The sequence below is a fragment of the Methanobrevibacter wolinii SH genome, assembly GCF_000621965.1.
Lineage (GTDB): Archaea > Methanobacteriota > Methanobacteria > Methanobacteriales > Methanobacteriaceae > Methanarmilla > Methanarmilla wolinii.
Genome location: NZ_KK211375.1, coordinates 63,249 through 89,491, shown reverse-complemented (window position 1 = coordinate 89,491; position 26,243 = coordinate 63,249). Strand labels below are relative to the sequence as shown.

At 26.4% G+C, this 26,243-nt stretch carries 21 protein-coding genes; 7 read left to right on the top strand and 14 right to left on the bottom strand.

Features of this window, described 5'->3' with window-relative positions:
* Positions 1-220: 220 nt before the first annotated feature.
* The 4 genes from polC to T523_RS04115 form a co-directional block, all read right to left on the bottom strand.
* Positions 221-3,589 carry a DNA polymerase II large subunit gene (gene polC / locus T523_RS04130; RefSeq protein WP_042707661.1) on the bottom strand — a complete coding sequence of 1,123 codons (3,369 nt, stop codon included), beginning with the start codon at positions 3,587-3,589 and terminating at the stop codon, positions 221-223.
* Positions 3,590-4,284: 695 nt separating this feature from the next.
* Positions 4,285-5,589 carry a phosphomethylpyrimidine synthase gene (thiC, locus tag T523_RS04125; RefSeq protein WP_042707660.1) on the bottom strand — a complete coding sequence of 435 codons (1,305 nt, stop codon included), beginning with the start codon at positions 5,587-5,589 and terminating at the stop codon, positions 4,285-4,287.
* A 516-nt stretch (positions 5,590-6,105) separates the two neighbouring features.
* Positions 6,106-7,026, bottom strand: coding sequence for a carbohydrate kinase family protein (locus T523_RS04120; RefSeq protein ID WP_042707659.1), 921 nt, complete (start codon positions 7,024-7,026; stop codon positions 6,106-6,108).
* Between the two features lie 264 nt (positions 7,027-7,290).
* Complete coding sequence (locus T523_RS04115; RefSeq protein WP_042707658.1) at positions 7,291-8,154, bottom strand: LysR family transcriptional regulator; 864 nt, start codon at positions 8,152-8,154, stop codon at positions 7,291-7,293.
* A 206-nt stretch (positions 8,155-8,360) separates the two neighbouring features.
* On the opposite strand from T523_RS04115, the gene hxlB reads away from it, so the two are divergent.
* The 5 genes from hxlB to T523_RS04090 all read left to right on the top strand — a co-directional run bounded on the left by hxlB (position 8,361) and on the right by T523_RS04090 (position 13,873).
* Positions 8,361-8,951 (top strand): 6-phospho-3-hexuloisomerase, encoded by a 591-nt coding sequence (hxlB, locus tag T523_RS04110; protein WP_042707657.1) that lies wholly within the window; start codon positions 8,361-8,363, stop codon positions 8,949-8,951.
* A 327-nt stretch (positions 8,952-9,278) separates the two neighbouring features.
* Entirely contained in the window at positions 9,279-9,851 is a 573-nt protein-coding gene (locus T523_RS04105) for an FmdE family protein (protein ID WP_042707656.1), read from the top strand.
* A 264-nt stretch (positions 9,852-10,115) separates the two neighbouring features.
* Complete coding sequence (locus tag T523_RS04100; protein WP_042707655.1) at positions 10,116-10,505, top strand: DUF126 domain-containing protein; 390 nt, start codon at positions 10,116-10,118, stop codon at positions 10,503-10,505.
* Positions 10,506-10,907: 402 nt separating this feature from the next.
* On the top strand, positions 10,908-11,120 hold the full coding sequence (locus T523_RS04095) for a heavy-metal-associated domain-containing protein (protein ID WP_042707654.1): 213 nt from the start codon (positions 10,908-10,910) through the stop codon (positions 11,118-11,120).
* A gap of 290 nt (positions 11,121-11,410) precedes the next feature.
* Positions 11,411-13,873: a heavy metal translocating P-type ATPase gene (locus tag T523_RS04090; RefSeq protein ID WP_042707653.1), complete on the top strand. Its 2,463-nt coding sequence runs from the start codon at positions 11,411-11,413 to the stop codon at positions 13,871-13,873.
* 392 nt (positions 13,874-14,265) lie between these two features.
* On the opposite strand, the gene T523_RS04085 is transcribed toward T523_RS04090, so the two are convergent.
* From T523_RS04085 to T523_RS04050, 8 genes are all read right to left on the bottom strand, one after another.
* The gene (locus T523_RS04085; protein WP_042707652.1) at positions 14,266-14,556 is read right to left on the bottom strand and encodes a DUF2097 domain-containing protein; all 291 of its coding nucleotides are present in this window, start codon (positions 14,554-14,556) and stop codon (positions 14,266-14,268) included.
* A 475-nt stretch (positions 14,557-15,031) separates the two neighbouring features.
* Complete coding sequence (locus tag T523_RS04080) at positions 15,032-15,898, bottom strand: formylmethanofuran dehydrogenase subunit C (protein WP_042707651.1); 867 nt, start codon at positions 15,896-15,898, stop codon at positions 15,032-15,034.
* A gap of 14 nt (positions 15,899-15,912) precedes the next feature.
* Positions 15,913-17,625 carry a formylmethanofuran dehydrogenase subunit A gene (locus T523_RS04075; RefSeq protein WP_042707650.1) on the bottom strand — a complete coding sequence of 571 codons (1,713 nt, stop codon included), beginning with the start codon at positions 17,623-17,625 and terminating at the stop codon, positions 15,913-15,915.
* A 17-nt stretch (positions 17,626-17,642) separates the two neighbouring features.
* Entirely contained in the window at positions 17,643-19,019 is a 1,377-nt protein-coding gene (locus T523_RS04070) for a formylmethanofuran dehydrogenase subunit B (RefSeq protein WP_042707649.1), read from the bottom strand.
* Positions 19,009-19,584, bottom strand: coding sequence for a molybdopterin dinucleotide binding domain-containing protein (locus T523_RS04065; protein ID WP_042707648.1), 576 nt, complete (start codon positions 19,582-19,584; stop codon positions 19,009-19,011). Before T523_RS04065 ends, T523_RS04070 begins: the two co-directional genes overlap by 11 nt.
* A 10-nt stretch (positions 19,585-19,594) precedes the next feature.
* Positions 19,595-19,825, bottom strand: a complete 231-nt coding sequence (locus tag T523_RS04060) for a 4Fe-4S binding protein (RefSeq protein ID WP_042707647.1) — start codon at positions 19,823-19,825, stop codon at positions 19,595-19,597.
* A gap of 10 nt (positions 19,826-19,835) precedes the next feature.
* Entirely contained in the window at positions 19,836-20,936 is a 1,101-nt protein-coding gene (fwdF, locus tag T523_RS04055) for a tungsten-dependent formylmethanofuran dehydrogenase subunit FwdF (RefSeq protein ID WP_052334634.1), read from the bottom strand.
* Positions 20,933-21,400: a helix-turn-helix domain-containing protein gene (locus T523_RS04050; RefSeq protein WP_198016026.1), complete on the bottom strand. Its 468-nt coding sequence runs from the start codon at positions 21,398-21,400 to the stop codon at positions 20,933-20,935. Before T523_RS04050 ends, fwdF begins: the two co-directional genes overlap by 4 nt.
* A gap of 667 nt (positions 21,401-22,067) precedes the next feature.
* Between T523_RS04050 and mobB the strand changes: the two genes are divergently transcribed.
* The gene (gene mobB / locus T523_RS04045; RefSeq protein WP_042707645.1) at positions 22,068-22,772 is read left to right on the top strand and encodes a molybdopterin-guanine dinucleotide biosynthesis protein B; all 705 of its coding nucleotides are present in this window, start codon (positions 22,068-22,070) and stop codon (positions 22,770-22,772) included.
* Between the two features lie 8 nt (positions 22,773-22,780).
* Positions 22,781-23,716, top strand: a complete 936-nt coding sequence (gene moaA, locus T523_RS04040) for a GTP 3',8-cyclase MoaA (RefSeq protein WP_042707644.1) — start codon at positions 22,781-22,783, stop codon at positions 23,714-23,716.
* A gap of 230 nt (positions 23,717-23,946) precedes the next feature.
* Here moaA and T523_RS04035 read toward each other — a convergent pair whose 3' ends face one another.
* On the bottom strand, positions 23,947-24,432 hold the full coding sequence (locus T523_RS04035) for a hypothetical protein (protein WP_042707643.1): 486 nt from the start codon (positions 24,430-24,432) through the stop codon (positions 23,947-23,949).
* A gap of 578 nt (positions 24,433-25,010) precedes the next feature.
* On the bottom strand, positions 25,011-26,237 hold the full coding sequence (locus tag T523_RS04030) for a Coenzyme F420 hydrogenase/dehydrogenase, beta subunit C-terminal domain (RefSeq protein WP_042707642.1): 1,227 nt from the start codon (positions 26,235-26,237) through the stop codon (positions 25,011-25,013).
* Positions 26,238-26,243 lie beyond the last annotated feature (6 nt).

The window sequence follows — 26,243 nt, the reverse complement described above, 5'->3', positions numbered from 1 at the left end:
TCAGTTGTAACTAGTATAATAATGTTCGTATTAATACAAACAATATTATATACTTAATATAATTTAAACTTTGTGTATTTTTATAAAATAAAAAAATACTAAAAAATTAAATTAAAAATATAAATTAAAATATGAAAATAAGCTTAATTAATGACAGGTTAAATATAAATTAAATAATTAATAGTCAGTAATCTATAAAACTTATTTTAATAAAACTAAACTATAAAAACACATCTAATGAACTTTGTTTAGATTTATCACTTTCAAACAGAGACTTAATACCAAATTCTTGGATTTCTAACCTTTGTTCAAGATAATGTGAAACAGGATATCTATTAACTAATTGTTTTGAAATATCTAAATATTTAGTTACAGAACCTTTAGATACACTGAGAATAAGATTACCTCCACAATTAGTACATTTACCAGATAATGGAATTCGTCTATATTTTGAATTACAATTAGTACATCTAACTTTTTGTTTAGAAAATGCACGTACATTACCCATAATATCAGGTAAGAAATGACTTGATAAAACTCCTTCAACTACACCTCTTTGATCTACAGCACGTATAATTTCTGCAAGGTTAATTTGACCTTCTACTTTTTCTTTCATTGAAGGTAAGCGTTTATACATACATAATGTTGGACCTGCATGAATACTAGATGTGTTATGAGAAAACATTAAACCACTATACTGTTCAGGAGTTCCTAAATGCATACTTACATTATCAATAAGGTCAAGTAATTCTGCTGGTTTAACTGGTTTTTTAGTTCTTTCAAAAAATTCAAGAGGGAATCTTTCAAATATATCTAAATTATGTGATTCATCATCAATTTCCTGAGGATCAATTCGAGTTGATAAAACCAAAGGAGCATCCATACTTCCACCACGAGTACTTGGCAAATAGGATTTTGAAAAGTTAATTAACGGATCAAGTAAAAGCATTACTGAATCTTCATCACTATCACAATTTCTTCTTTTTGAAGAATGGAAATATGGATGAGCATAACATCCTAATGCTTTAGTAAATCCAACAATACGTCCTAAAACACCTGCAGAAGTGTGAGGAGCAAGACCTGCAATTAAATGACCAATTAAATCCTCACGTTTATCCACATTATAAAATGTATCCATTTTATAAAATTTCTCAAGTTCATCATCTACAAAATTTGCAACATTAACTAAATAATCTGCACAATTTTCTGAAATAACAACATCTTGAACTTTAAGTTCTATAATTTGTTCTTCACTAGTAATAGGTTGGCCATAACAATCATTTTCATATCCCATTTCATGTAATTTTTCAACACTTACCCCAATTTCTTTTGGAATAAAGTGAGTTAAAGGTAAATCAGTAGAATCATGTCTAATTGTAGCTTCTTTAAAACAAAATACATGATTTTTAGCACGTAAAATACCTTTTTCTAAAGGTTCAGGTATTTTATTCTCAGAAATTAAACCTACAACACCTTTCATTTCATCAACTTTTCTAACACCAATATTATCAGATGCATTTCTAAGCATTTTAGCTAAATTAATCTTTTTAATACCAGTTTTACCAAAAGTTGTAGGTGCACCACAATATGGACATAATGATTGGAATGAACTTAAATTACATTTAGTACATTGTCGTCTAGCAAGATCTATTTTAATTGAACCTTTTTTAGCAGCTTCTGCAACTAACCTTCTACTTCCACCATTATTACCAATAGGGAATAAAACATTAGGTGCTGGTCTCATTAATCTTTCTTTAGATTTTTCTGGTCTACCTACACGAGTTCCAATATATGTTGGTGCCTTAAATTCAATAGGTACTTCTGAAATTAAATTTATTGCATCCATTACTTCCATGTCATGATTATTTAATTCTTCATCAGTAAGAGTTCTTCCTAAAGTATGTATTAAAGCATAAGAAATATCTTTATTAATTATTATATTTCCATCTTCAACTTTATGAAAAACACCAATAACCTCAAGAATACGTTTTTGATATGAAATATTAAGTTTAAGTTCATCACCATCATTATAATCTGGATTTTCATCTAAAATCCATTGGATTAAATCATTAAGCTCTTTTTTACTTATATCATGATAACAGAAAGTATAATCAGGATGAAGTGGAACATTATACTCTTTAGAGATTCTAAATGCTTCTTCTGCAGAGATTTCTTCAAATTCTAAACTTTTTAAATCTAATTCATGTACATTATCTCCAGATTTGTACTTAGTAGAATTCCTAATATGTTCAATCCACCATTCTTGACACCATCCTGCAGGAAGCATAGGTTGGTTGTTTCTTAAGAATTCACCAAATGCAATAAGCATATCACCAAGGAAAAGAATTTCTGCAATATTCTTTTTAATTTTACGAGCAAGTTTAATACTATCTACACGTAAAACATCACCATTTTTAAGTTTAACAATTGGTCCTTCAATAGAATCTACAGGAACAACACAATTACCTTTACCTGGTCTTTCAATTTTCATTTGGGTTCCAACAGCAATATATTCAATAATTTCCATTGCTGCAGGATGAACTCCCATAGTAGCAAGTCCAGTATTACGTGAACGACCATATCTTAATCTAAAACCTCCTTTTTCAGAAGGATAACTTAAAACAGGCCTTCCTCCAATAATATCCTGAATATATTTAGCAAATATTGGTTTATCATCAACTTCTCCAGGATAAGTTTCTACATCACCTTCTTCAAGAGAATCATCAGATTTATTATCAGAACTATCATCAGATTTAGGTTTTGCATATTCAAGTAAAAACTCCCATTTATCTAACTTAAGTTTATTAGCAATTTTATGAATTTTTTTAGATTTTTGGATAACTCCTTCAACCATAGCAAGAAGAGCTCCACCACGTATATTATTAGTTTCAACACGAGGAAGATCTCTATGTGATACTTCAATAGAATCAGTAGTTTCACCAGTTACTTCAACAGGAATATTATTTGCAGCAAATCTTACTTCATCAGCAGTAGGAGAATATTGAAGATTAGTAACTTCAGATTCATAAAGTTCTACTTCTTCTACATATCTTTCAATTTCATCATCAGTAGGTTTATAAATATCTAAACCTGTAGCTTCCCTGATTTTATCTCCAAGAAGTACAGCTAAAGCAGCAGCAGTACCTCCTGCACTCCTAATTGGACCTGCAAAATAAACTGCAAGATATTTACCTCCATCAGAATTCTCTTTAATACTAACTTTAGCAATACCTTCTAAAGGAGCAGCAACTACTCCTTCTGTTAATATAGCTAATGCAGTCCTAAGAGCTTGATCAGCTAATTCTTCTCTTTTAGCAGATGCTTCTTTACCTTTTTCTTCAATATCTTGAGAAGATATTTCTGCTGCAATTTCAAATGCTACTTGCTCACGATCAAGACCTTGTGATTCAAGATGTTTAATCTGCTTAGCAACACCTTCAGGACCAACAAGCCCCTCTACTCTTTCAGCTAAATCTTTTGCTCTTGGAATTTCTGTTTCAGTAGTGACATCCAAACCTTTAGACCTAGCTTCATTAGCTATATCATATAATTCCAGTGTTTCTTTTTCTAATCTTTCAAAATAATCCATAATATCACTAAATTATAAAATCAAATTAATAAAAAATTATGATTTTCATAAAAAAATTAATGAAACTTATTAAATTGCATATAATATTTTAGTAAAAATTCATATTTAATAGTATTGAGTGTATAAGAAAAGTAATAAATAAATAGTTAAAACTTAATAAAAAAGATGAATAAAAATTAAATAAATAAACAAAAAACTTAAAGAGATTAAAACTAAAATTATTAGATAAAAATTATTAAAAATAAAAATAACTTATTTTAAATCAAATATATATTAAAATATAAATTTATACAAATTTAAACATGATATGACTTAATATATTTTCAAATATAAAAAATATTGATAAAATATCATATAATATACAATAATCTAAAATAAAATAATAAAATTTAAAAATATTATAAAAAACAATTTTAAAATTAAAAAAAATAGAATTTATTAAAATTCTATAAATTATAAAATTTAAACAATATTTAATATATTAAAATTAAGTTTATAAGAACTTATTCTAAAAATTAATGAATTTTAAGAAAAAAATAAAGATTATTAAAATAAATAAAAAATGTATTATTTAACTTATTCTAAAAATCTAAAAATTTAATTTAATACAATCTTCTATTTTTAAACTAGAAAAAATTTAAACAATACTAAGTGATAAAAAATGATAAAAAATGATAAAATTTTAATAATCTAAATTAAATATCATCAAAGACATTATCATCAGCTTTGTCTAACCATGCATTAACTATTTTAATTGCACAATAATCTCCACACATAGTACATGCATCACTATCTGATGGTGGCCTATTATTTCTTTTTGCACGAGCATCTTCAGGAGAAATAGCTAAATCATATTGAGCTTCCCAATCTAATGCTTTACGAGCATGTGCCATTTTAAGATCTTTTTCACCATTATGTACTCCCTTTGCCATATCTCCAGCATAAGCACCAATTCTAGTAGAAATAACACCAGTTTTTACATCTTCAGAAGATGGTAAAGCAAGATGTTCTGCAGGAGTTACATAACATACAAAATCAGCACCTGCTTTAGCAGATTCTGCAGCACCAATAGCAGATACAATATGATCATAACCAGGCGCAATATCACATACTAATGGTCCTAACATATAGAAAGGTGCATTACTACATAATTTTTTCTGAATAGTTACATTTGCAGGAATTTCATTAATAGGAATATGACCTGGTCCTTCAATCATAGTTTGAACACCTGCTTCCCTAGCACGGTCTACTAATTCACCAAGAACAATAAGTTCTTGAACTTGTGCTCTATCAGTAGAATCTGCAATTGCTCCCGCTCTCATAGCATTTGCAAGAGATAATACAACATCATTTTCTTTAGCAATATCTAAAATATAATCATAATCTTTGTATAATGGATTTTCTAATTTATTTTCAACCATCCATGAAGAAATAAATGATCCTCCTCTTGATACAAGACCACATTCACGACCTTGTTTTTTAAGTCTTTTTAAAGTTTCAACATTTACACTACAATGAATAGCCATAAAGTCAATACCCATTTTAGCTTGTTTTTCAATGGTTTTAAATAAATCATCTTCATCCATTTCTATTACAGAACCATTATTTCTAATAGATTCAATAGCAGCTTGATATACTGGAACACTCCCTACTGGGAGTGGTGACATATCTAAAACTCTTTGTCTAATTTCATCAAGATCCCCACCAATACTTAATTCCATTAAACAATCTGCACCTGCATCAATTGCAACTTGAGCTTTATAAACTTCTTCATCAAAATTAACAATATCAGTAGAAGTACCTACAGTAGCATTAACTTTAGTTCTAAGTCCAGCACCAATACCAGTAGCTTTAATATCATGATTTAAATTTTTTGGAATAACAATAGTTCCATTAGCAACAGATTTTAAAATAAAATCTTCTGAAACATTTTCTCTTTTTGCTACTGTTTTCATTTCATCAGTAAGTATACCTTTTCTTGCATCTTCTAATTGAGTCATATTATTTCTCCACAATATACAATAAAATAAATTTTAAAATTTAATAAAATTAAATTGATTAAAATCAAATTTAATTAAATTAAAATAGAGATTAGTTTTATAATAATACTTAAACTTTATAATATATAAATTAATCCATTATACTTATATTAAAATTAAAATAAACTTGATAAAATTAAAGAAAATCTTATAAATAAAGAAAATAAACTTGATAAAATAAAATATTAATCTAGATATTAAAATATAAGTATTAACTTAAAAATAGAGGATATTAAAAAATTTAACCAAATAATATAAATTAAAATTTAAATTTAAGAAAAAAATAATCATAAAATTTAAAAATAATCAAGATAAAAAAATAAAATTCAAAAAATAGCTTTATTAAAATCTTTTAGATTTAATATAAGTATATTTTTAATTTAAAAATAATTAGTTTTATAAAATAAAATTTTAAATAAAAAATTTTAACAAATCCTAAAAAATAAAATTCAAAAAATAGAAAGTTTTAAAAGAGATTTAATCATTATAAAAATTATTCATTCTTTCTTTTGCTTCTTCTAAACTAGGAATATTAGTTTGACAACCTTGTTTTTCTACAATAAATGAAGAAACTGATGATGCAAACTTAGCAGATTCAACTAAAGACTTTCCATTTAAATAATAATATAAAAATCCTGCTTTATAAGAATCTCCAGCTCCAGTTGGATCTACTGCAGGTCTATAAATAGCATCTACTTTATATTCATTATCCTTTGTATAGATATAACTTCCATATTCTCTACATGTTTTAAGAATAATTTCAGGTCCTAAATCAAGTAAACCATCAATATCAAGATTTAATGAATCTTTAATCTTATCAATTTCAAAATTATTTCCAAATAATATTGTTGAGTTTTCAATAACTTGTTTTAATCTTTCTAAACTATAAGTATTTAAATCTTGACCAGGATCAAATGATAAAATTTTACCTTGTTTTTTAGCTTCACAGGAACATTTCCAATTAAAATCAGGATTACCTGTTGCTAAATGAATTGCATCATGTGATTTAATTGCATTTATAGGTATATCTGCATCCCCAAATGCTTTACCAGAGCCTTCATAAAAATAAGTAATAGTATCTTTTTCTTTATCATTTACCATAATAGCAGTAGGGATTAATTCATCTTTAACTGTAATAAAATAATCTGTGTTTACCCCAATTTTTTTAAAATTATAATAATATTCAGAATTTAAAAAACTTTCACCAACAGAAGATACCAAACTAGTATCTAATCCAAAAGTAGCAGCACACATTGCAACATTAGCTGCTGCACCACCTTGTAAATTTTTTAAAGAATCCATATGAGCTGAAGTGTTTGGTTTAGGAAATTCTGGAACATCTATAATAAAGTCAGAAGCAGTATGTCCAATTACTAATAATTTTGAATTATTCTCCATATAATCACCTTAAAAAAATAGTTAAAAACTACATAAAAAATTATATTTTCATTATAAAATATTATACTATATAAAATATTATATATTTTTCATAGCTCATGAAAATTAATAAAATATTAAATTTTTTTAAAATAAAAAGTTTATGAAAAAAATAATACACTTAAAATAGAAAAAATATACTAAATAAAAAACTTATAAAAAATAGTAAATTTAAGAATATTAATAAGGAATAAGTTTAAATCAACTAAAATATTAATAAAAACTCTAAAAAGAACTAAATCCTTGTAATTTAATTAAATCAGAGCAATTATTAGAAATATAATCAACAAATTTATCAACTTCTGGATTAACACCATGAGAATATACAAAACCAAGTGAATGAATAGTTTGATTTTTTAAAACATTATTTCCTTTAAAATAACTACCATTTAAAAATGTATAAAGATTATCAGAATTTTTAACTAATTTAAATGCATCAAATTGTGATTTAACCTCTTTTTCTAAATTAAATGGAATATTATTAGTTTTCAATGTATCCCACACTAATCTCTGAGCAGATCCTTTTACAGGAACAAAATTTAAATTAGATAAATCTTTAATAGAATTTATTCTTATATTATTTTTATTATTTGACACTAAAACCATATAATCAAATGCAATTGGTGTAAAATCAAGGTCATTACTTAATGCAATTAAAGGATCATCTAATGCAAGAATATCAATTAAATCATCTTCTGCAAGACTAAATGCACTATCTGTATCAGTACTAAAAACTTCAAGATTAAAAGGTAAATCAAGAGATTCAATTAATCCTGTGATTATATGTCCTCCTGCTATACGAATATTATCTGATTTTTTAAGACGATTATTATAAGTATGATATAAATCTAAAAGATTTAAAGCCTCATTTGTAAGTTCACTTCCAGAACCTATTTTATTTACTAATTTATATCCTAAATCTTTTTCAGCTTTAAGAATACGCCTATTAAAAACAGAATGAGATATTCCTAATTTTTTAGCAGATTTTCTTTGAGAATAAGTCTTAGATAAAACATCTAATGATTGAAACAATTTATAATTATAAATCTTTCCATTAATTTCAATATTTAACAATGGTTTTATATCCATGATTTAACCTACTAAAAAGTCTTAAAAAAATTAATAAAAAATAATACTAAATAAAATTTAAAATAATAAATGTTTATTAAATAATATATTTCTATACTAAATAAAATTTAAAATAATAAATATTTATTAGATAATATACTTATATAATATTATATATTAATAAATTAAAATAATATATTATTAAAAAATATAGGTTATAAGATATTATGGAACAGATGAAATCTTCAATACATGCAATTTTAGATAATATACAAAGTGCTGAAAAATATTTAAATGATGAAGATATCAAAAAATTTATGGAGATTATTTTAAAATCAGAAAATGTTTTTGTAGTAGGTGCTGGAAGATCAGGACTTGTAGGTAAAGCATTTGCAATGAGATTAATGCATTTAGGTATTAGTGCTTATGTTGTTGGTGAAACAATTACTCCCGCAATTAATAAAGATGATGCAATTCTTGCAATATCTGGTTCTGGAGAAACAAATACTATAGTTTCAGCAGCGAAAACATCTAAAGAAAGAGGAGCTAAAGTATTATCATTTACTTCATATGTAGAATCTTCACTTGGTAAATTATCTGATGTATCTATTTATATCCAAGGAAGAACTAAAGCAGAGTCAGATGATAAAAATTACTTAAAACGTCAAATTGATGGCAATTATACTTCACTTACACCATTAGGTACTGCTTTTGAGTTAACTTCACTTGTTTTCCTTGATGGGATTATTGCTCAATTAATGAATGAAATGGGCGAAACTGAAAGTGATTTAAAAAGTAGACATGCAGTAATTGAATAAAGTATTTTTAAATTAAAATACTTTTAAAAATTTTCAGTTTATTCTATATACTTACTATTTTTTATTATTTAATAAAGTGAATAAACTTAAATATAAACAATAATTCAAAAATATTATAAAAAATTGAAATTTAAATTTCAATTAATAAATTAACAACAATATCTCTTTTTTAATATAAACAATAATATATTAAGTACTATACTAATTTTAAAGAATTAAATTTAAGCAATAAATTTTTTCTTCAATTAATTTAAAAGATTTAGAAATCAGAAAAAATTAGGAATATTATTAATAAAAAAATAATAAAAAACTTAAATAGGTGAAAAAATGGACATAAAAACTTATGACGAACAATTAATGAAAGTTAAAGAATATCATGGTGAAGTATGTGGTGGAATTGCAATAGGTACTAAACTTGCAATGTATGGTATGGAAATTATGGGTATGGAACTTAATCAAAGACATAAAAATTTAATGGTATTTGTTGAAACTGATAGATGTATGGCTGATGCTATTTTAATTGTAACCCATTGTAGTATGGGTAAAAGAGCATTTAAACAGATGTATTATGGAAGATTTGCTGCAACTTTTTATAATATTGAAACTGGAGAAGCATACAGAATTACTGATGTAGATGCTAATAAAAAAGAAACTAAGAAAGAAACTAAAGAAGAATTAGTTAAAAGATTTAGAGAAACCCCTGCTGAAGAATTATTTAATGTTCAAAAAGTAAAAATTGTAGGTCTTAAAGAAGCTCAAAAACCTGGACCATTACATACACATACTTTTTGTTCAGTATGTGGTGAAAAAATAGCTGACGATCAGCATTTAGTTATTGGTGGAAGACCTATTTGTAAAGCTTGTGCTTTAGGTTCTTATTATGAAATAATTGATGAATAAAACTTCTTTTATTTCATTTTTAAAATATTAACTTTGATTAAAAATATATTTAATCTGATATTATTTTTTAAAATTCATTTATTTTTAGATACTTTAAAATTTCAATAAGAATTAAAATTAATTAAGAGAATAAGATTAAAAAAAATAAAACAATTAACTTTGATTTATTAATATTTTATAAAGATAAATTATTAAAAAATTACAAAAAAGGTTATATTACTTAAATTTAAAAAATAATATTAAATATTTTTTATATGGGATATTATGATAAGTTGTAGAAAAATAGCAAAAGGTAAAGCAAGTGGAGAATTACTTGTAAGTAATGAACCTATTAGTTTTTTAGGTGGAGTAGATCCAGAAACTGGAGAAATCATTGATATTAATCATGAATTAAAAGGTCAAATAATTAAAGATAAAATATTATTTATACCTGGAGGTAAAGGATCTACAGTAGGTTCATATGTTATTTTTCAAATGAAAAAAAATAATACAGCACCTAAAGCTATTATTTGTCTCAAAGCAGAACCAATTATAGCAACAGGCGCTATTATGTCAAATATTCCAATGGTTGATTCACCAGATAATACTGAAAATCTTGTTAATGGACAAAAAGTAGAAGTAAATAGTGATGAAGGCATTATTAAATTATTATAATTTTAAATATAAAATAATAAAACTTTTTTTCTATTTTTTAAAGATTTAAATTTTTAAATAAAATAAGTTTTCAAACTTATTTTTTATAGATATACTAATTTTACATTATAAAAGTTTAAATTATAAGAATAACATATAATATTTTTTAGGTACAACTAAATTTTATAAATATTAAGAATTAATAATTTTAATTTTTATATAAATTTAAATTATTTAAAAGTTATTTAAATTAAAATAATTAATAAATGTTTATTATTATTAATCAATTTAAAACATAACTATTAAATATTAATAATTTTTATATAATTTTATAAATAATATTATAATATATAAAAATATAAATAGATTTAAATATATGAATATTATAATAATATAAAATATATAATCAAAGGAGAATTAATAATGGCTAACGAAAAAAAAGAATTTAAAGTTGTAGGAATGCATTGTCCTAGTTGTGTAAATGCTGTTGAATTATCACTTACTGATGTTGATGGTATTGATTCTGCAAAAGCAAGTTTAGAAGACAATAATGTAATCATTGATTATGATGCAAGTAAAGTTTCTGATAAAGATATTGAATATGCAGTTGAAGAAGCTGGATTTAAAGTAGAATAAATAAATTAATATTCCTTAATTTTAAGGAATATTTTTTTTAAAATAAAATATAACACCACTTATATTTGTTTGTATGTAATAAAATTAAAATTTTTACTATAATTGATTTTGTTTAAATCTTTAAAAATTAATAAAGAGTTTATTTTCAATTTAAAAATAAATTAAATTTTTAAAAAATAGAATATAAAAAAACTTAAGTAAATCCATAGAATTAGAATCTTATTTATAAATAATTTTAAAATCTTAGTAAAAATCAATATTATAAATAAAATATAAAGTGAGGTGATTTAATGACAAAGAAAAAAAATATGGATCTTCCTATTGAAGGTATGCATTGTGCATCATGTGCACTTAGTATAGACAAATCATTAAATCGACTAGATGGTATTAGTGATGTTAATGTAGATTTAAACACTAATAGAGCGCATTTTACTATGGATTCTAAAGAAGTTTCAATGGATGAAATTGATAAAACCATTAAAAATTTAGGATTTAGTATACGTAAAGATGAAGTAAAACTTAGAACTAAAGGTATGCATTGTGCATCTTGTGTAGTGAGTATTGAAAAATCAATGTCTCGTCTTAATGGTATTTTTTATGTAAATGCAGATTTAACTACAGGAATAGTTACAGTAGAATATGATAGTAGTCAAGTTGCAGTAGATGATATGATTAAAGTTATTGAAAATCTTGGTTTTGAATATCTTGGTCTAGAAGGAGATCTTAATGAAACTGATGAAGAAGAAATATACCAAGAAGATCTTAATCAAAAAAGAAATCGTATAATCGTTGGTTTAGTATTTTCTGGAATATTAATGTATATAATGTTTAATCATATAATGGTACCTTATCTTTCAATGGGAGAATTATCATTAATAATATCTATTATACCATTTATATATGTTTCATATCCAATAGTAAAAGCAGGATTAACTGGATTATTCCATAAAAACCTTAATATGGATGTAATGTATACAATGGGTATTCTTGTAGCATATGTTTCAAGTATTCTAGGAACCTTTAATATAGTACTTAATTCAAGTTTCATGTTATATGATACAGCAGTAATGCTTCCATCATTTCTTATGATTGGTAGATATTTAGAAGCAAGAGCTAAAAGAAAAACATCATCATCAATTAAATCTTTAATTGGTCTTCAACCTAAAAATGCAATTAAAATAGAATTAGATGAAAATGGAAATATTCTTAAAGAAGAAGAAATACCAATTGAAAATATTAAAATTGGAGATATATTACTTGTTAAACCTGGTGAAAAAATACCTGCAGATTCTACAGTATTATATGGTAGTTCATATATTGATGAATCTATGATTACAGGTGAACCAGTACCTAAAATTAAAGAAAGTGGTTCTGAGATATTTTCAGGAACTTTAAATCAAAATGGTGTTTTAAAAGTTAAAGCTAAAAAAATTGGAAAAGATACTGTATTATCACAAATAATTACCCTTGTTGAAAAAGCACAATCTTCAAAACCTCCAGTACAAGGATTTGCAGATAAAGTAGTTGGAGTATTTATACCAACAATTATTACAATTGCAGTTCTTGTGTTTATAATATGGTACTTCTTACTTGGAGGAAGTTTATTATTCTCACTTACTACATTAATATCAATATTAGTAGTAGCATGTCCATGTGCATTAGGACTTGCAACACCTACAGCAGTAACTGTAGGTATTGGTAGATCTGCAGAATATGGTATTTTAATTAAAAATGGTGAAACACTTGAAAGTTCTGAAAAAGTAAATTATGCAGTATTTGATAAAACAGGTACAATTACCCAAGGTAAACCTGAAGTCGTTGATGTTTTACCATTAAAAGAAAACATTTCAGAAGAAGAATTATTATCTTATATTGTAAGTATTGAAAAAAATTCAAACCATCCAATTGCAAATGCAATTGTAAATTATGGTAATAATAAAAAAATAGAAATCTATAATGTAGAAGACTTTGAAAATGTTACGGGTAAAGGATTAAAAGGAAAAATCAATGGTAAAAATGTATATGCTGGAAATAAAGCATTACTTAAAGACAATAATGTAAATATTTCCAATAATGATTTAAAAGAATTTGATGAATTTGTATCTCATGCAAAAACTGCTATTTTCCTTGGAATTAATAATGAAGTAAAAGGAATAATAACATTGATGGATAAAATTAAACCAGATTCAAAAAGTGCTATGAAAGAACTTCATAAAATGGGTATTGAAACTTATATGATTACAGGAGATAATAATAAAACAGCTAAAGTTGTAGCATCAGAAGTTGGAATAGACCATGTAATTAGTGATGTACTTCCTAATGAAAAATTAGATAAAGTACGTGAACTTCAAAAATTAAATAATGGAAAAGTACTTTTCGTTGGTGATGGTATTAATGATGCACCAGCAATTACAGGTGCAGATATAGGTATTGCTGTTGGTGGAGGTACTGATGTTGCTATGGAAAGTGGAGATATTGTATTAATGGATGGTAGCCTTGAAAATGTTGTTGCATCTATACAACTTTCAAAAAAAGTAATGACTAGAATTAAAGAAAATATTTTTTGGGCATTTGCATACAATGCAATACTCATTCCTGTTGCTGCAGGAATATTATATCCAAATTATGGTATATTATTCAGACCAGAATATGCAGCACTTGCTATGGCTTGCAGTTCAGTTACAGTAGTATGTCTTTCATTACTTCTTAAATCATATGTTCCAGATATTAAAAAATCTAAAACACAAACTTAAGGGATCCTATTCCCTTTTTTCTATTTTTAAATCTTTTAAAACTAATTTAAATTAATATAAAATCTATTTTTAAATAAATATAATTAAAAAAATCAATAATAAAATATAGTTTTTATTATATAAAATAAATTCCTTAAAAAAAATAAATTTCTAGAAAAAAAGAAACATGATTTTAATTAAAAATAAACTTAATTAAAAATATAAAATTAAATATATTTTAAATCAAAATACAAAGAATTTAATAATAAAAATAAGACTTTTCTAAAATATAAATTTTAATTAAATCCATGTATATATAGACATAGAAAAAAGTAAAATTAAAAAAAAATAAAATTTTTTTAATAATATGTAGATAGAAAAAAGTAAAATTAAAAAAAAGAAAATAAAATTTTTTAATAAAATTCAATAGTTATATCATCTTCATCATTAATATGACGTATTTCAACTATTTCATCTTTAACTTCATTTAAATCAACTTCAATGTTTTGATTTAAAATTTCACCATTAAGTTGTAAGTTTATTCTTAATCCTTCACCTGTTTCTGGATCTTCACCAATAACACTTAAAACTTCACCTGGTGCAAATATACGGTTGTAAGATAATTCTATAGTATCTCCTACATTAACATTATTACGAATGTATTCAACAGCTTCATCAGGAGTCATTTTAACTTCTTTTTCCATAATATCACACTCTTTATTATATATAAGAATTATATTTACTTAATATATAGTATATAATTTTATTTAAAAGTTTATACTTTAGTTCATTTAAAAAATTAAATTATTAAATATATTAAAATTATTATAAACTTTTTTAAACCATATTACTATTTGATTTAAAAATACAATTAATTTTAAAAAATACAAATCATAATAAAACAAATTTTACTAAAAACCATCAAAATAAAAAAACAAACATAAAAAACAAAATTTACTAAAAAACTAAGGTAATAAATAAAATAAAAAATAATAGAATTCTAATAAATTTCTAAAGTGATTCCATAATTTAGACAATATAAAATTCTTTTTTTCAAAATAAAATCTTTTAAAAATATTTAATTAAGATATTGTAAATTTCGATTTAATTATTAAATTATAAAAAAAAGTGTTAAGAAAATAGAAATAATCTATTTTCTTCGTGTTTTCAGTTGTGAATTTAGTATTTCCTATTTTCACCAAGAGAAATATATTCATCATCTGTTTCTTTCCAAGCAGATAATTTATCTCTATTTTTCTCAGCGTCAAGGTATAAGTGTCCTTTACCGTTTAAAGCAATATCTCCTTTATATTGGATATATCTTCCTTCGTAAACTTCACCATTAATTTCAGGATCAGTGACAATATCTTCTTCAACAAATCCTTCAAGTAATCTACCTAATTTACCGTGGATAATGATATTACCATTTTTCATTTGTCCACCAGGCCAACGGTTTACATTACCATCAATTTCAATAACACCTTTAGTCATGTGGATTCCAGCAAGAATATCACAGTCACCAAGAACATGGATATTTCCACCAGTTAAACATTCACCACATTGTTTTCCAGCATTTCCGTGGACAATGATTTTTCCACCAGTCATACCTCTCCATTCACCAATGTATGAAGCACCAGTAAATTCTTTAGTATTACCGAAAATTTCAAGTTCTCCACCAGACATTTCACGTCCAGCATGAGCTTCTACATTACCCATAACGGTCATTTTTCCACCAGACATTTCTGCTCCAGCATGTAAATCTGCATCACCGTTTACGATAATTTCTCCAGCACTCATTTTATTTCCAATATATTTTACTCTTCCACAATCTCCATTAAAGACCATTTTTACTTCAGCAGGAGAGTCAGCAGTACCTTCTACTGTAATATCAAAAAAGTCTGTTAATGGGAATCTTGAGTTTCCTACAGGAACAGCATATTTATCGAAGTCTTCAGCTTCCCAAGTGTAAACAGTATCAGGAATGATTTCATCGAATTCTAATGCTATTGGATTTCTTTTTTTAACATCAAAAGTTATTGTTTTCATTCTATCACCCTAATTTATTCTACATCTACTCTAATTGGGTTAGATAAGAAGTGGTCATGTACTTTGTAGTTTTCCCATTTAACTGAGTAGTATTGTTTGAAGAATGGCATTACTTTATCAATAATTGCTTTTTCTTGTTCTTCCATACCTTTAACATTACTCCAAATTACGTGGGAAGGTTTAGTACTAACAATTTCTCCATCTTTAACCATAATTTGACCATCTTTAATTGTGTATTTTGCACGACTGAAAGCTCTTTCAACAGTTTCAGGGTTTTTAGATGGATCGAAGTCATTAGGGTTAATATCATATACTGCAATATCTGCATTAGAACCAACAGATAAGTTACCTCTATCAGTAAATCCATGGATTTTAGCATTAGCTGCTCTTGTAATAGTAGCAATATCATAGAAGTCGTATTCTCTGTCAATACTTGCGACCATTGTTCTTTTTTCAGCCCATTTATGGATTTCGTGGCTTTCAATCATTTGATTTCTTTTTGGAGCACTCATTAACCAAGAGATAATTCTTGGGTATCTTGTGAATGGTCCTGCATTAGGGTGATCAGTAGTTAAGTTAATTTGCCATGGATTATCAATTAATAAGAATAATTCCATACCAATACCCCATTGCAAAGCACTTACTGGTGCTTTTTTAGAGTAAATACAAGGGATAATACCTGCAGCAGTTTCACATTCAATATCTGCATTAACCCATTTTAATCCAGATAATCTGTATAAATCGTATTCCATAGGTGCATCTGCAGTCATGGTTGTAGTTTCATCAAAGGTTACTTGACCAACATCTCCAGTTGCATATTTACAATGGTTCATGAATTTAGCTACTTCAGGAGCACCTGATCCAGCATTTCTCCAGTTAGTTCCAGTGTAAGAATGGAAATGCATGTGACAACAGTGGACAGTTTGATCTCTTACAGATGCTGTTTTTTTAGTACTTTTAACAACATCTTTAAGTGAATCAAGAGTTTCAAGAGTTGTTGGAGTGTTTCCTGGGTGTCCTAAATCATTAGGGTGTATATGTATAGAATGAGGAAGTCCAAGTTTTTCATTTGCTTTTGCAAGAGCTCTTACAACTTCTTTAGAAGATACATCAAAGTATGGTGCACTATCATTGTATCCGTGTACATTCATACCCCAACCCCATGCTTCACTACCACATGGGTTTACAATTTTTACACCGTATCCTTTAGTAATTTTTAACCAAGCTGAAATAAATGCAGCAAGACCATCAATATCTCCTTCTTTTGCAAGTTCCATTACAATCCAGTTGTTACCGAATAAGGTTAATGGGTTTACATCAATGTTTGGAATAATTCCAATTTCTTCATGAGTGTGTTTTGCTTCTAAAGGAGGCATAGCTGCTTCACAAACTGTACCATATCCCATTCTTGAGTATCTGTATCCAGTTGTAGGACAACTAGGAATAGAGAATCCAGATTCTCCTTTTTCTACTTTAGTTTTTTGGGTAACTCCTCTTCTTGAATCTTCAGGTCTGTATAACCTTCCTAAAACTAATTTTGGTCCTGCAATGTGAGCGTGTGTATCTACACCTGCTGGCATAACGATTTTATCAGTTACATCAATAACTTTTGCAGCAGAAGAAACATCTTCAACGATTTTACCATCTTTGAAGTATACATCTTTTTTCTCACCGTTTACTTCATTAGCAGGATCGTAAACAATACCATTTTTAAGTATATATTCCATATTTAATCACCTTTAATCTATTCTGCTGCCGGGTTAGGTACGTATTTAGGAGCTACATTAGGTTCTTCTCTAAGTTTCATAACTCTTTCTTTTAATTCACGTACAATCCATTCATCATCACGACAGGTTTCAGGTTTATCAATAGCTTTTTTCATGTAAATAGGTACACCATCCATACGATAACTTGTACCAGCACATTCTACACCAACAAATGAACCAGGTAATACTACATCAGCAAGTTCAGTAGATGGTCCCCAGTGAATATCAATTTGGATAACAGGAATGTGAGCTAAGTGTTGATTAGCACCGTTAGGGAAGTGAGCACCAGGATCTGCTGCAATAACCATAAATACATCAGGTTCTTTTCTAACAAGTAAATCAATAGTGTTAGTTTCACCTAACATATATCTAGCATAACCTCTACAGAAGTCAACACCAAATGCAAATCCAGTTTCATATGCCATAAAGATGTTGAAACCATTTACGTTAAAGTGACCTCTCATAGGAGTAAGTCCCCATTTACTTTCTTTGTTAAGATCCATGACCATTTTAATTGCAATATCAATGTTTCTTTGTTTGGATAAAGTATGGGTTAAACCTAAACCAAAGAAGAGAACACCGAATTCTGCATGTTTCATTTCATCTACTAATTCATAGATATCTTCTCTAGGAATTCCAGAAATTACTTCTTGAGTAAGTTTTTTACCTTTAATAACTGCTCTAATAGCATTATAGAATCCGTAATCTCCATTTTGTTCAAATCCAATCCATTTATCAGACATTTTTGCAGTATCTGAGAATTTAGGATCCATAGTAACTACAGTTCTATCAAATCTTCCTCTTTGTCTGAAGTATCCACGAGGGAATACAGAGTATCTTGCCATGTGTCTAGGGTGAGAGTTCATAGCATTACTTCCAGAGTAAACAATCATATCTGCTCTGTTTTTAACTTCACCTAAAGTTTGAATAGGATATCCTGCATTTTGAATAGCTTGTAAACTAGGTCCATGACAAATAGTTGCTTGGTTATCTAAAACTGCACCAATATATTGACCTAATTCAAGACCTTCTTTCATACATTCTGTAGAAGTTTCAGACCAACCATAAAATACAGGTCTTACGGAGTTAGCGATGTATTCTGCTGCTTTATCAAGAGCAGTATCCCAATCAACTTCTTCAAGTTCTCCGTCGTCTCCTCTAATCATAGGTACAACTAATCTTTGATCTAAATCTTCCATAATTTTACTTGCACCTAATCTACATGCATGTCTTACTGCAACTACATGACCATCTTTAATTAAGTAGTCTAAATCATCACAGTTACAACCACAGAAAGCACATGTACAGTTTTCTACAATTTCATCATAATCGGTTATTGGTGGTTCATAACTCATCTAATTCCTCCCATTTACGTCCCCTGTAAACAGGTCTTTCACCTAATGATTCCATATTTTCAATTACTTCATCATCAGTTTCATCAGTATATTTTTTATAAACTAATCTCATAAGATCAGCCATTAATAAAACTTTTCTGTCTGTTTTTTCAACAGTACATTGAATTCCTTTATAAGTAGGATCTGAACAACAGTAAGTTTCATGACTTACAATAGTATTAGCCCATGGTCCTTTACAAATAAATACAGTACCTTTGTGAGGTGCATCTCTGGATTTTGCTGCATTTACTACAACTTCACCATAATCAGTTTTTACAAGTACAGTATCCCAGTTTTTAACACCTAATTCAATCATGTCTCTAGGGTCCATGTAACAGGTTCCTGCAACATTTTTATATTCTTCTTTTAAAGTAGAACCTCTTTTTTTACATGCTCCTTGATAAATATCAGAACCAGTATTTAACATACAATGGAGAACTTTAGTAGTTCCTTCTTGACCTTCAGAATAAGATTCATCTAAGTCTCCAACTACTGGTTTGCTTAAGTAAGTATTTGCATAATGCATAATTATCACCTTATTCTAACCATATTGCATCTACTGGACAGAACATTTGACATGTTCCACATTCTTCACATTTTTCAGGTGAAAATAATTTAATAAAACCATTTTCTACCATCATAATGGTTTCTGTAGTTTTAGAACCGTGTCCACCAGCAACTTCTGGACTAATAGAAGCGTTAACAGGACATGCTACAACACAGACACCACATCCTAAACAATTATCTTGATTTACTTTAAGTTCCATATAATATCACCTAATTTTTTAAAGCTTCTAATGCATCTATCCAAGATTGGGAATCAGTAGCAGTATAATCAATACCAGTCCTTGTTACTTCAATAGCATCATTAGGACAGATTCTTGCACATGCTCCACATTTAATACAATAATCATCATTTGCGACGATTTGTACAGCTCTTATTGCTCCTTTAGTTGTTGGGAAAGATAAAGCATTACATGGACATACATCTACACATGCTCCACAAGTTCCACATTTTTCAGGATATGCAGTTAATTTACCAACAAATGCTTTTTTAACTTTAGCAGCATTAGTAGGACATACACCTGCACACCATCCACATTTAATACATGCTTCTTGATCAATAATAGTTGCTCCAGTAATTTCAGCATCAGCTTCATCTAAATCATATTCACCATAAGAACATAATCTACATAATGCTTTAATTGCATTAACTGGACAAGATTTTTTACATACTAAACAGTAAACACATTTATCTGTATCAATTTCAATAGATTCTTCACCAATGGTTTTTACTACATCAATTGCATCTGCAGGACACATTTCTTCACAAACACCACAGTGAATACATTCTTCTTCAATTACTTCAATTTCACCAGTAACTAATTTAGATCTATCTGGTAATTTTCTTGTTACAGTAATTGCATCTCTAGGACAAGCAGCTTCACATCTTTCACAGTAAATACATTCATCATCATCAATTTCAGCATAAGCATTATAACTAGGGTACGCATCGATGTTTTTAATTGGTTCATCATTAATAGTTAATGTTAATGCATCAGCAGGACATAAACCACTGCACATACCACAAAGAACACATTTATTTTCATCAATTGTAAGTCTTGTGAGTTTTCCGGATTTGTTAGTTTCTAACACATTATTTTGTTTAATTTTATCGTGACCACTGAAATAAATTCCTGTGTAGTTACGTTCTACATTAGCTACACCTTCAAGAGTAATAGCACTTACAGGACAAGTGGATTCACAAATTCCACAACCAATACAAACATGATCGTTAAAAGAAAGAGTACGTAATTCTTCTGCTGATCTTGTTATATTAAAGTTATTACCTTTAATTTCTTTCTCATTTTTGATCATTTATTAACCTCCAAAATTCGAATTGACCTTGTTGGACATTCTTCTTCACAAGTAAGACAACCACAACATAAGTCATTTTGTATTTTGGCTTTTAATGAATCTAACTTAATAGCCTTCATTACACATAAATCTACACATAATCCACAACCGATACATGAATTTTTAATCATTCCTTCGTAATTATTTGGTCTTAAGACTAAAACCATTGTACGAATTTTATCTAAATCTTCAAATAAAACCTGCACCATAGCAAGAAAGTCTTTTGAACACATATTTACAATAGTGTTTGCAACTTCTATAGAGTTCCAAGAAAGATTTCGTCCATTTAAATAATGAGAAACTGTGGAACGATCCATATCTAACTTTTCTGCTATTTCTTTTTGAGTATAATCTTTATTTCTTAACTTAACTGCAGCTAAATATTTTAGACCAGATGCTATATGTTTCGGCATATTATCTACCATGTGTACAATATACAAGTTTATTTTCTATTAATATAAAGTTTACCTAAGATTTTTAATTAAAAAATATTATATACTAATGTGTATTAACTACACATTTATGTTTTTTTAAAATGAATTTAAAGAAATAAAATAATAGATATAATTATTAAAATATTAAAATAAGTTAAAAACAGCATATTTAAAAATAGTTTCAAATAATAATCATTTTAATAAGATATATAAGTTTTTAAAAAATTATTTAAAAATAAATATATGTAAAAAAATAGTTGATTTTTTAAAAATTTCATTAATTTTTTAAAATTTTTTAATAAAAAAAGTATTACAAAAATAGTAATGTGGTATTACTACACACTTTATAATACTTTTATTAAATTTAATATTATAAGAAAAGTATAATAGAAATTTAAGATATTGTATAAAAAACTTAAAAAAAATAAAGTATATTTAAATAAATTTATATAATTTTCAAAATCAATTAAATAAATCTTAATCAAATAAAATATTAAAAAAATCAATGAAAAAAAGAATTTGAAATATTTAAAAATTAAAATCAAATATAAAAATACTATTACTATAAAGTATAATATTATTATATAGTGTAAATTTTTTTATTAAGTTAAAAAATTAAATAGATTATACAAAGAATCATAATATTGAGGGAATAATTATGAGAATTTTATCTGTGGTAGGTAAAAAAGATAGTGGAAAAACTTCATTAACTGTTCGTATTATAAAAGAACTTAAAAATAGAAATTACAAGGTAGCTAGTATAAAACATTCTCATCATCAAATGGAAATGGATCATGAAGGTACTGATACTTATAAACATAAACAAGCAGGTTCCAATATTACAATAGGAATAGGAACAAAAAGTTTTTTTAATATTGATGGTGTAATACCTCTTGAAAGGTTACTTTTCTTAATAAAACTCATTGATGAACCAGATTTTGTAGTAATTGAAGGATTTAAAAATTACAATTATCCAAAAATTGTAACATCAGAGGAACTTGTTGATGATTATTGTATAAAACTTGTAGATGCAAAAAATCTTAGTGATGATGATGTAAAATCACTTGTTAATATTATAGAAAATAAATCATATGATATTCTCCCAACATTATTTACTAAAGACTGTGGACATACTGATAGTAAATCAATTGCTAAAGCAATCATCAATGGAGATTTAGATTATGAATATGATAAACAAGCAGATGTTACCTTATCTATTGATGGAAAAGTCATAGGTTTAAATGATTTTGTTAATAAATTTTTAAAAGAAACTATTTTAGGTATGCTAAAATCTTTAAAAACCGAAGAATATGGTGTTAAAGACTTTGATAAAATAGAAATTCTTATTAATAATAAGAAATAGGTGGTTTAATGAGTATTCATGATAAATATAATAGGCCAATAATCTCTTTAAGAATTTCTATTACAAATAGATGTAATATTAAATGTTTATACTGCCATCATGATGGTATGCTACCATCAAATGAAGAAATGACTCCTTATGAAATTATTAAAATTGCTGAAATTGCAAAAAAACTTGGAGTTAAAAAAATTAGAATATCTGGTGGAGAACCATTAGTAAGAAAAGATATTATTGAAATTATTGAAGGCATTAATAATATAGGATTTAAAGACATATCTATTACAACAAATGGTAACTATCTTGAAAAATATGCTAAAGATTTAAAAGAAGCTGGTCTTAATAGAGTTAATGTTAGTTTAGATACTTTAAATAATGATACTTATAAATTCTTAACTAAAAAAGATTATCTTAATCAAACAAAAAGAGGTATCCTTAAAGCAGCAAAAATTGGACTTTATCCAGTTAAAATTAATATGATATTAATGAAAGGTATTAATGACAATGAAGTAAAAGATATGTTTGATTTTTGTCGTGAAAATGGACTTGTTCTTCAAATTATTGAATTATTAAAAAGTGAAAGTTGTGATGATGAAAGTTTCAGTGATAAATATCACTGTAATATTGATTCACTTGAAGAAAAACTTAGTAAAATAGCAGATGAAGTTAAAGTTCGTGAATTCATGCAAGATAGAAGAAAATATTATATTGATGGTGGAGAAATAGAAATAGTAAAACCAATGGATAATACTTGCTTCTGCGAAAATTGTTCAAGACTTAGAATTACCCCAAATGGAGAAATTAAACCTTGTTTACTTAGAAATGATAATTTAACAAATATTGTTAAATATATTCGAGAAGGTGCTTCTGATGAAAAATTAGAAGAAATCTTTATAGAAGGTATAATGAAAAGAAAACCATATTATTCTGAAGATAATGAAGAATAATATTAAATAAAATTTATAAATTAAATATTTAAAATCTTAAAGATATAAATTTAAAAAATTTATATTTCTATTATTTTTTAAATATTTAAATTAAAAAGCTTATTTTAATTAGAAAATTAAAAAAATTACTTATTTTAAACTGAAATAATTTTAAATTTAAAAATTAAGAGATTATATTTTTTCAATTATTAAAAAGATAATAATTAACTTTAAACTAAAAATAAAAATATTCATATAAGGAATATTTTAATATCTCCAGTTAATAAACTCTCAATAACTCCTAATGGATTTGCAGGGTGATTGGATAAAGATTCATCAATTGCATTTCCTCTAGATTGTCCTTCTCCCCAATTATTTTCTCTAATTGATCCAATCATATCAGTACCAAAAATCCTATCAGATGCATTATTTGTTAATACAACACAAACATTTGGAGTTACATTATAACTATATTGAATAATATCTTTAGCATCTCCATAAGGATCATGATTTTGGAATAAAAATATATTATGTAATGTACTACCTTCAGCATTCACTGAACTTCCAGGATAAATCCACTGAAATCCTCCAGATAATGACCATAAAGCAGCCATATCAACACCAGGTTCTGCTACACTCTCACTTGTATCTTCTGCTAAAAATAAAACATTAGCAGTACTTGCAAAGAAAAACAATATAACAATTATTAATAATAATATAATACTTAATTTTTTCATAGTATCACATCACTAATTTATAAAATCAAAATTCTCAATAATCTGTAAAAAATATAATTGTATGTTTAAAATACAAAGTAAAAATACTTTTTTTAAAAATTTTTAAAGAATTAACTTAAATAAAATAAAATCATATTAAACATAAAATACTATGTAAAAAATATATTACATTTAATATTTAAATTTATCTAAAAATTAAATTTTATAAAATTATAAAAAATTAAAATTTATTAATTATAATATAAATTTTATTTCTAATTTAAAAATAAAAAAGGTTCTGTTGAAAATCTATTTTATTTAAATATTTAACTCTTTAAAAATCATTTATAGTTATAAAATAAATTTAAATTTTATATTAAAATTAAAGGATTTCAACAAGGCCAATGAAAAATTAAAGTTTTTAAAGAAAAAATTAGCTAAATATAATCTAAATAAAGAAAAAATAAAATAAGATATGTTGAAAACTTTATACTGAGGCTATATAAAGTTTCCAAGCAAGTAGTTAAATATAATAATTAAAAAAACTAAAGAGGATGTTTTTGTTTCGAGTGATAAAAAATATAAGGAAATAAAATTATTTATTTCCTTTTTAAGTAGTCTCTAGTACCAGTATCTTTGAATTCAGTAAATGGTAACGGTGTATCACCATTATCAATACCACTGTAATAATCAAATTTATCTCTAACAGCTTGATTAACAGTAGCCCAAATTTTTGAAACTGGAATTTCTACAGGACATACATCAGAACATTGACCACAATTAGTACATGCATCAGCCATGTGCACCATACGTGTTAAATGGAAGAATGGAGCTGCAGGTACATATCCACCAGGTACCCATTCTGGACCTTCTGTTTCTAAACAACAATCGTCACAGTAACAGAGAGGACAAGATTCACGACAACCATAACATTTTATACATTTAGATAAATCATCTTTATATTTATCTAAAACATCTAAAACATCACCAGTAGTACCAGCGAAGTCAACTTCTCTTTGTTTAAATGCATTTTTAGTCATGATGCCATCAATTTTTTCACGAATTTCAATACCTTTTTCAATAGGTTCAACAGCTTCAACTAATCCTGCATCAACAACTTTATTAAATATATCTGCACCTTTTTCAGAACAAAGTTCTACAAATGTAGCTTTTCCATTAAGATCACCAATTACACCCCAATTACCTAATGCCATATCTGCATTAGTTGGAATGTTCATGGTACAACGTTGACAGTTTTCACGTCTACCTTTACCTTCTTTTTCAAGCTCATCTATTTTAAATGCTTTTTCTGTACCATCAGCATATCCCATAATGAGTTTACCTTTTTCAATTTCTTCTTTGGTAATTTTAGTAGGATCCATTTCATAGACTTCTTTAATCATTTTAATTGTGTCTACTGGAGGCATTGTACCACCACAGTTTACACCAATCATAATGACATTGTCTTCAATGATTCTACCTTTCCTCATTAATTCTCTAATAGTCATAGAATCACATGGTTTACATGTAACTGCTATTTTTATATCTCTTGCACCATCTAAGTATCTAGTTATAAATTTAGCTAAGTTTAATGTACCACAATGAAGGGATCCTGCAGATTTAATTATATCATCAGGATCAGTTATGAGAATAGGTTTAGCATCATATAAATCCCATCCTTCTTCAACAGCAACAACTGCATCAACGATGTTTTCTTCAAGTAAGTATTTCATTATGGTAGTTACTGCTCCACCATATTCTCCTTTTTCTTTAATGGTGTCGTTTGCAGAATAAGCATAAGCCATATCATTTACTTTATATGTCATTTTAAT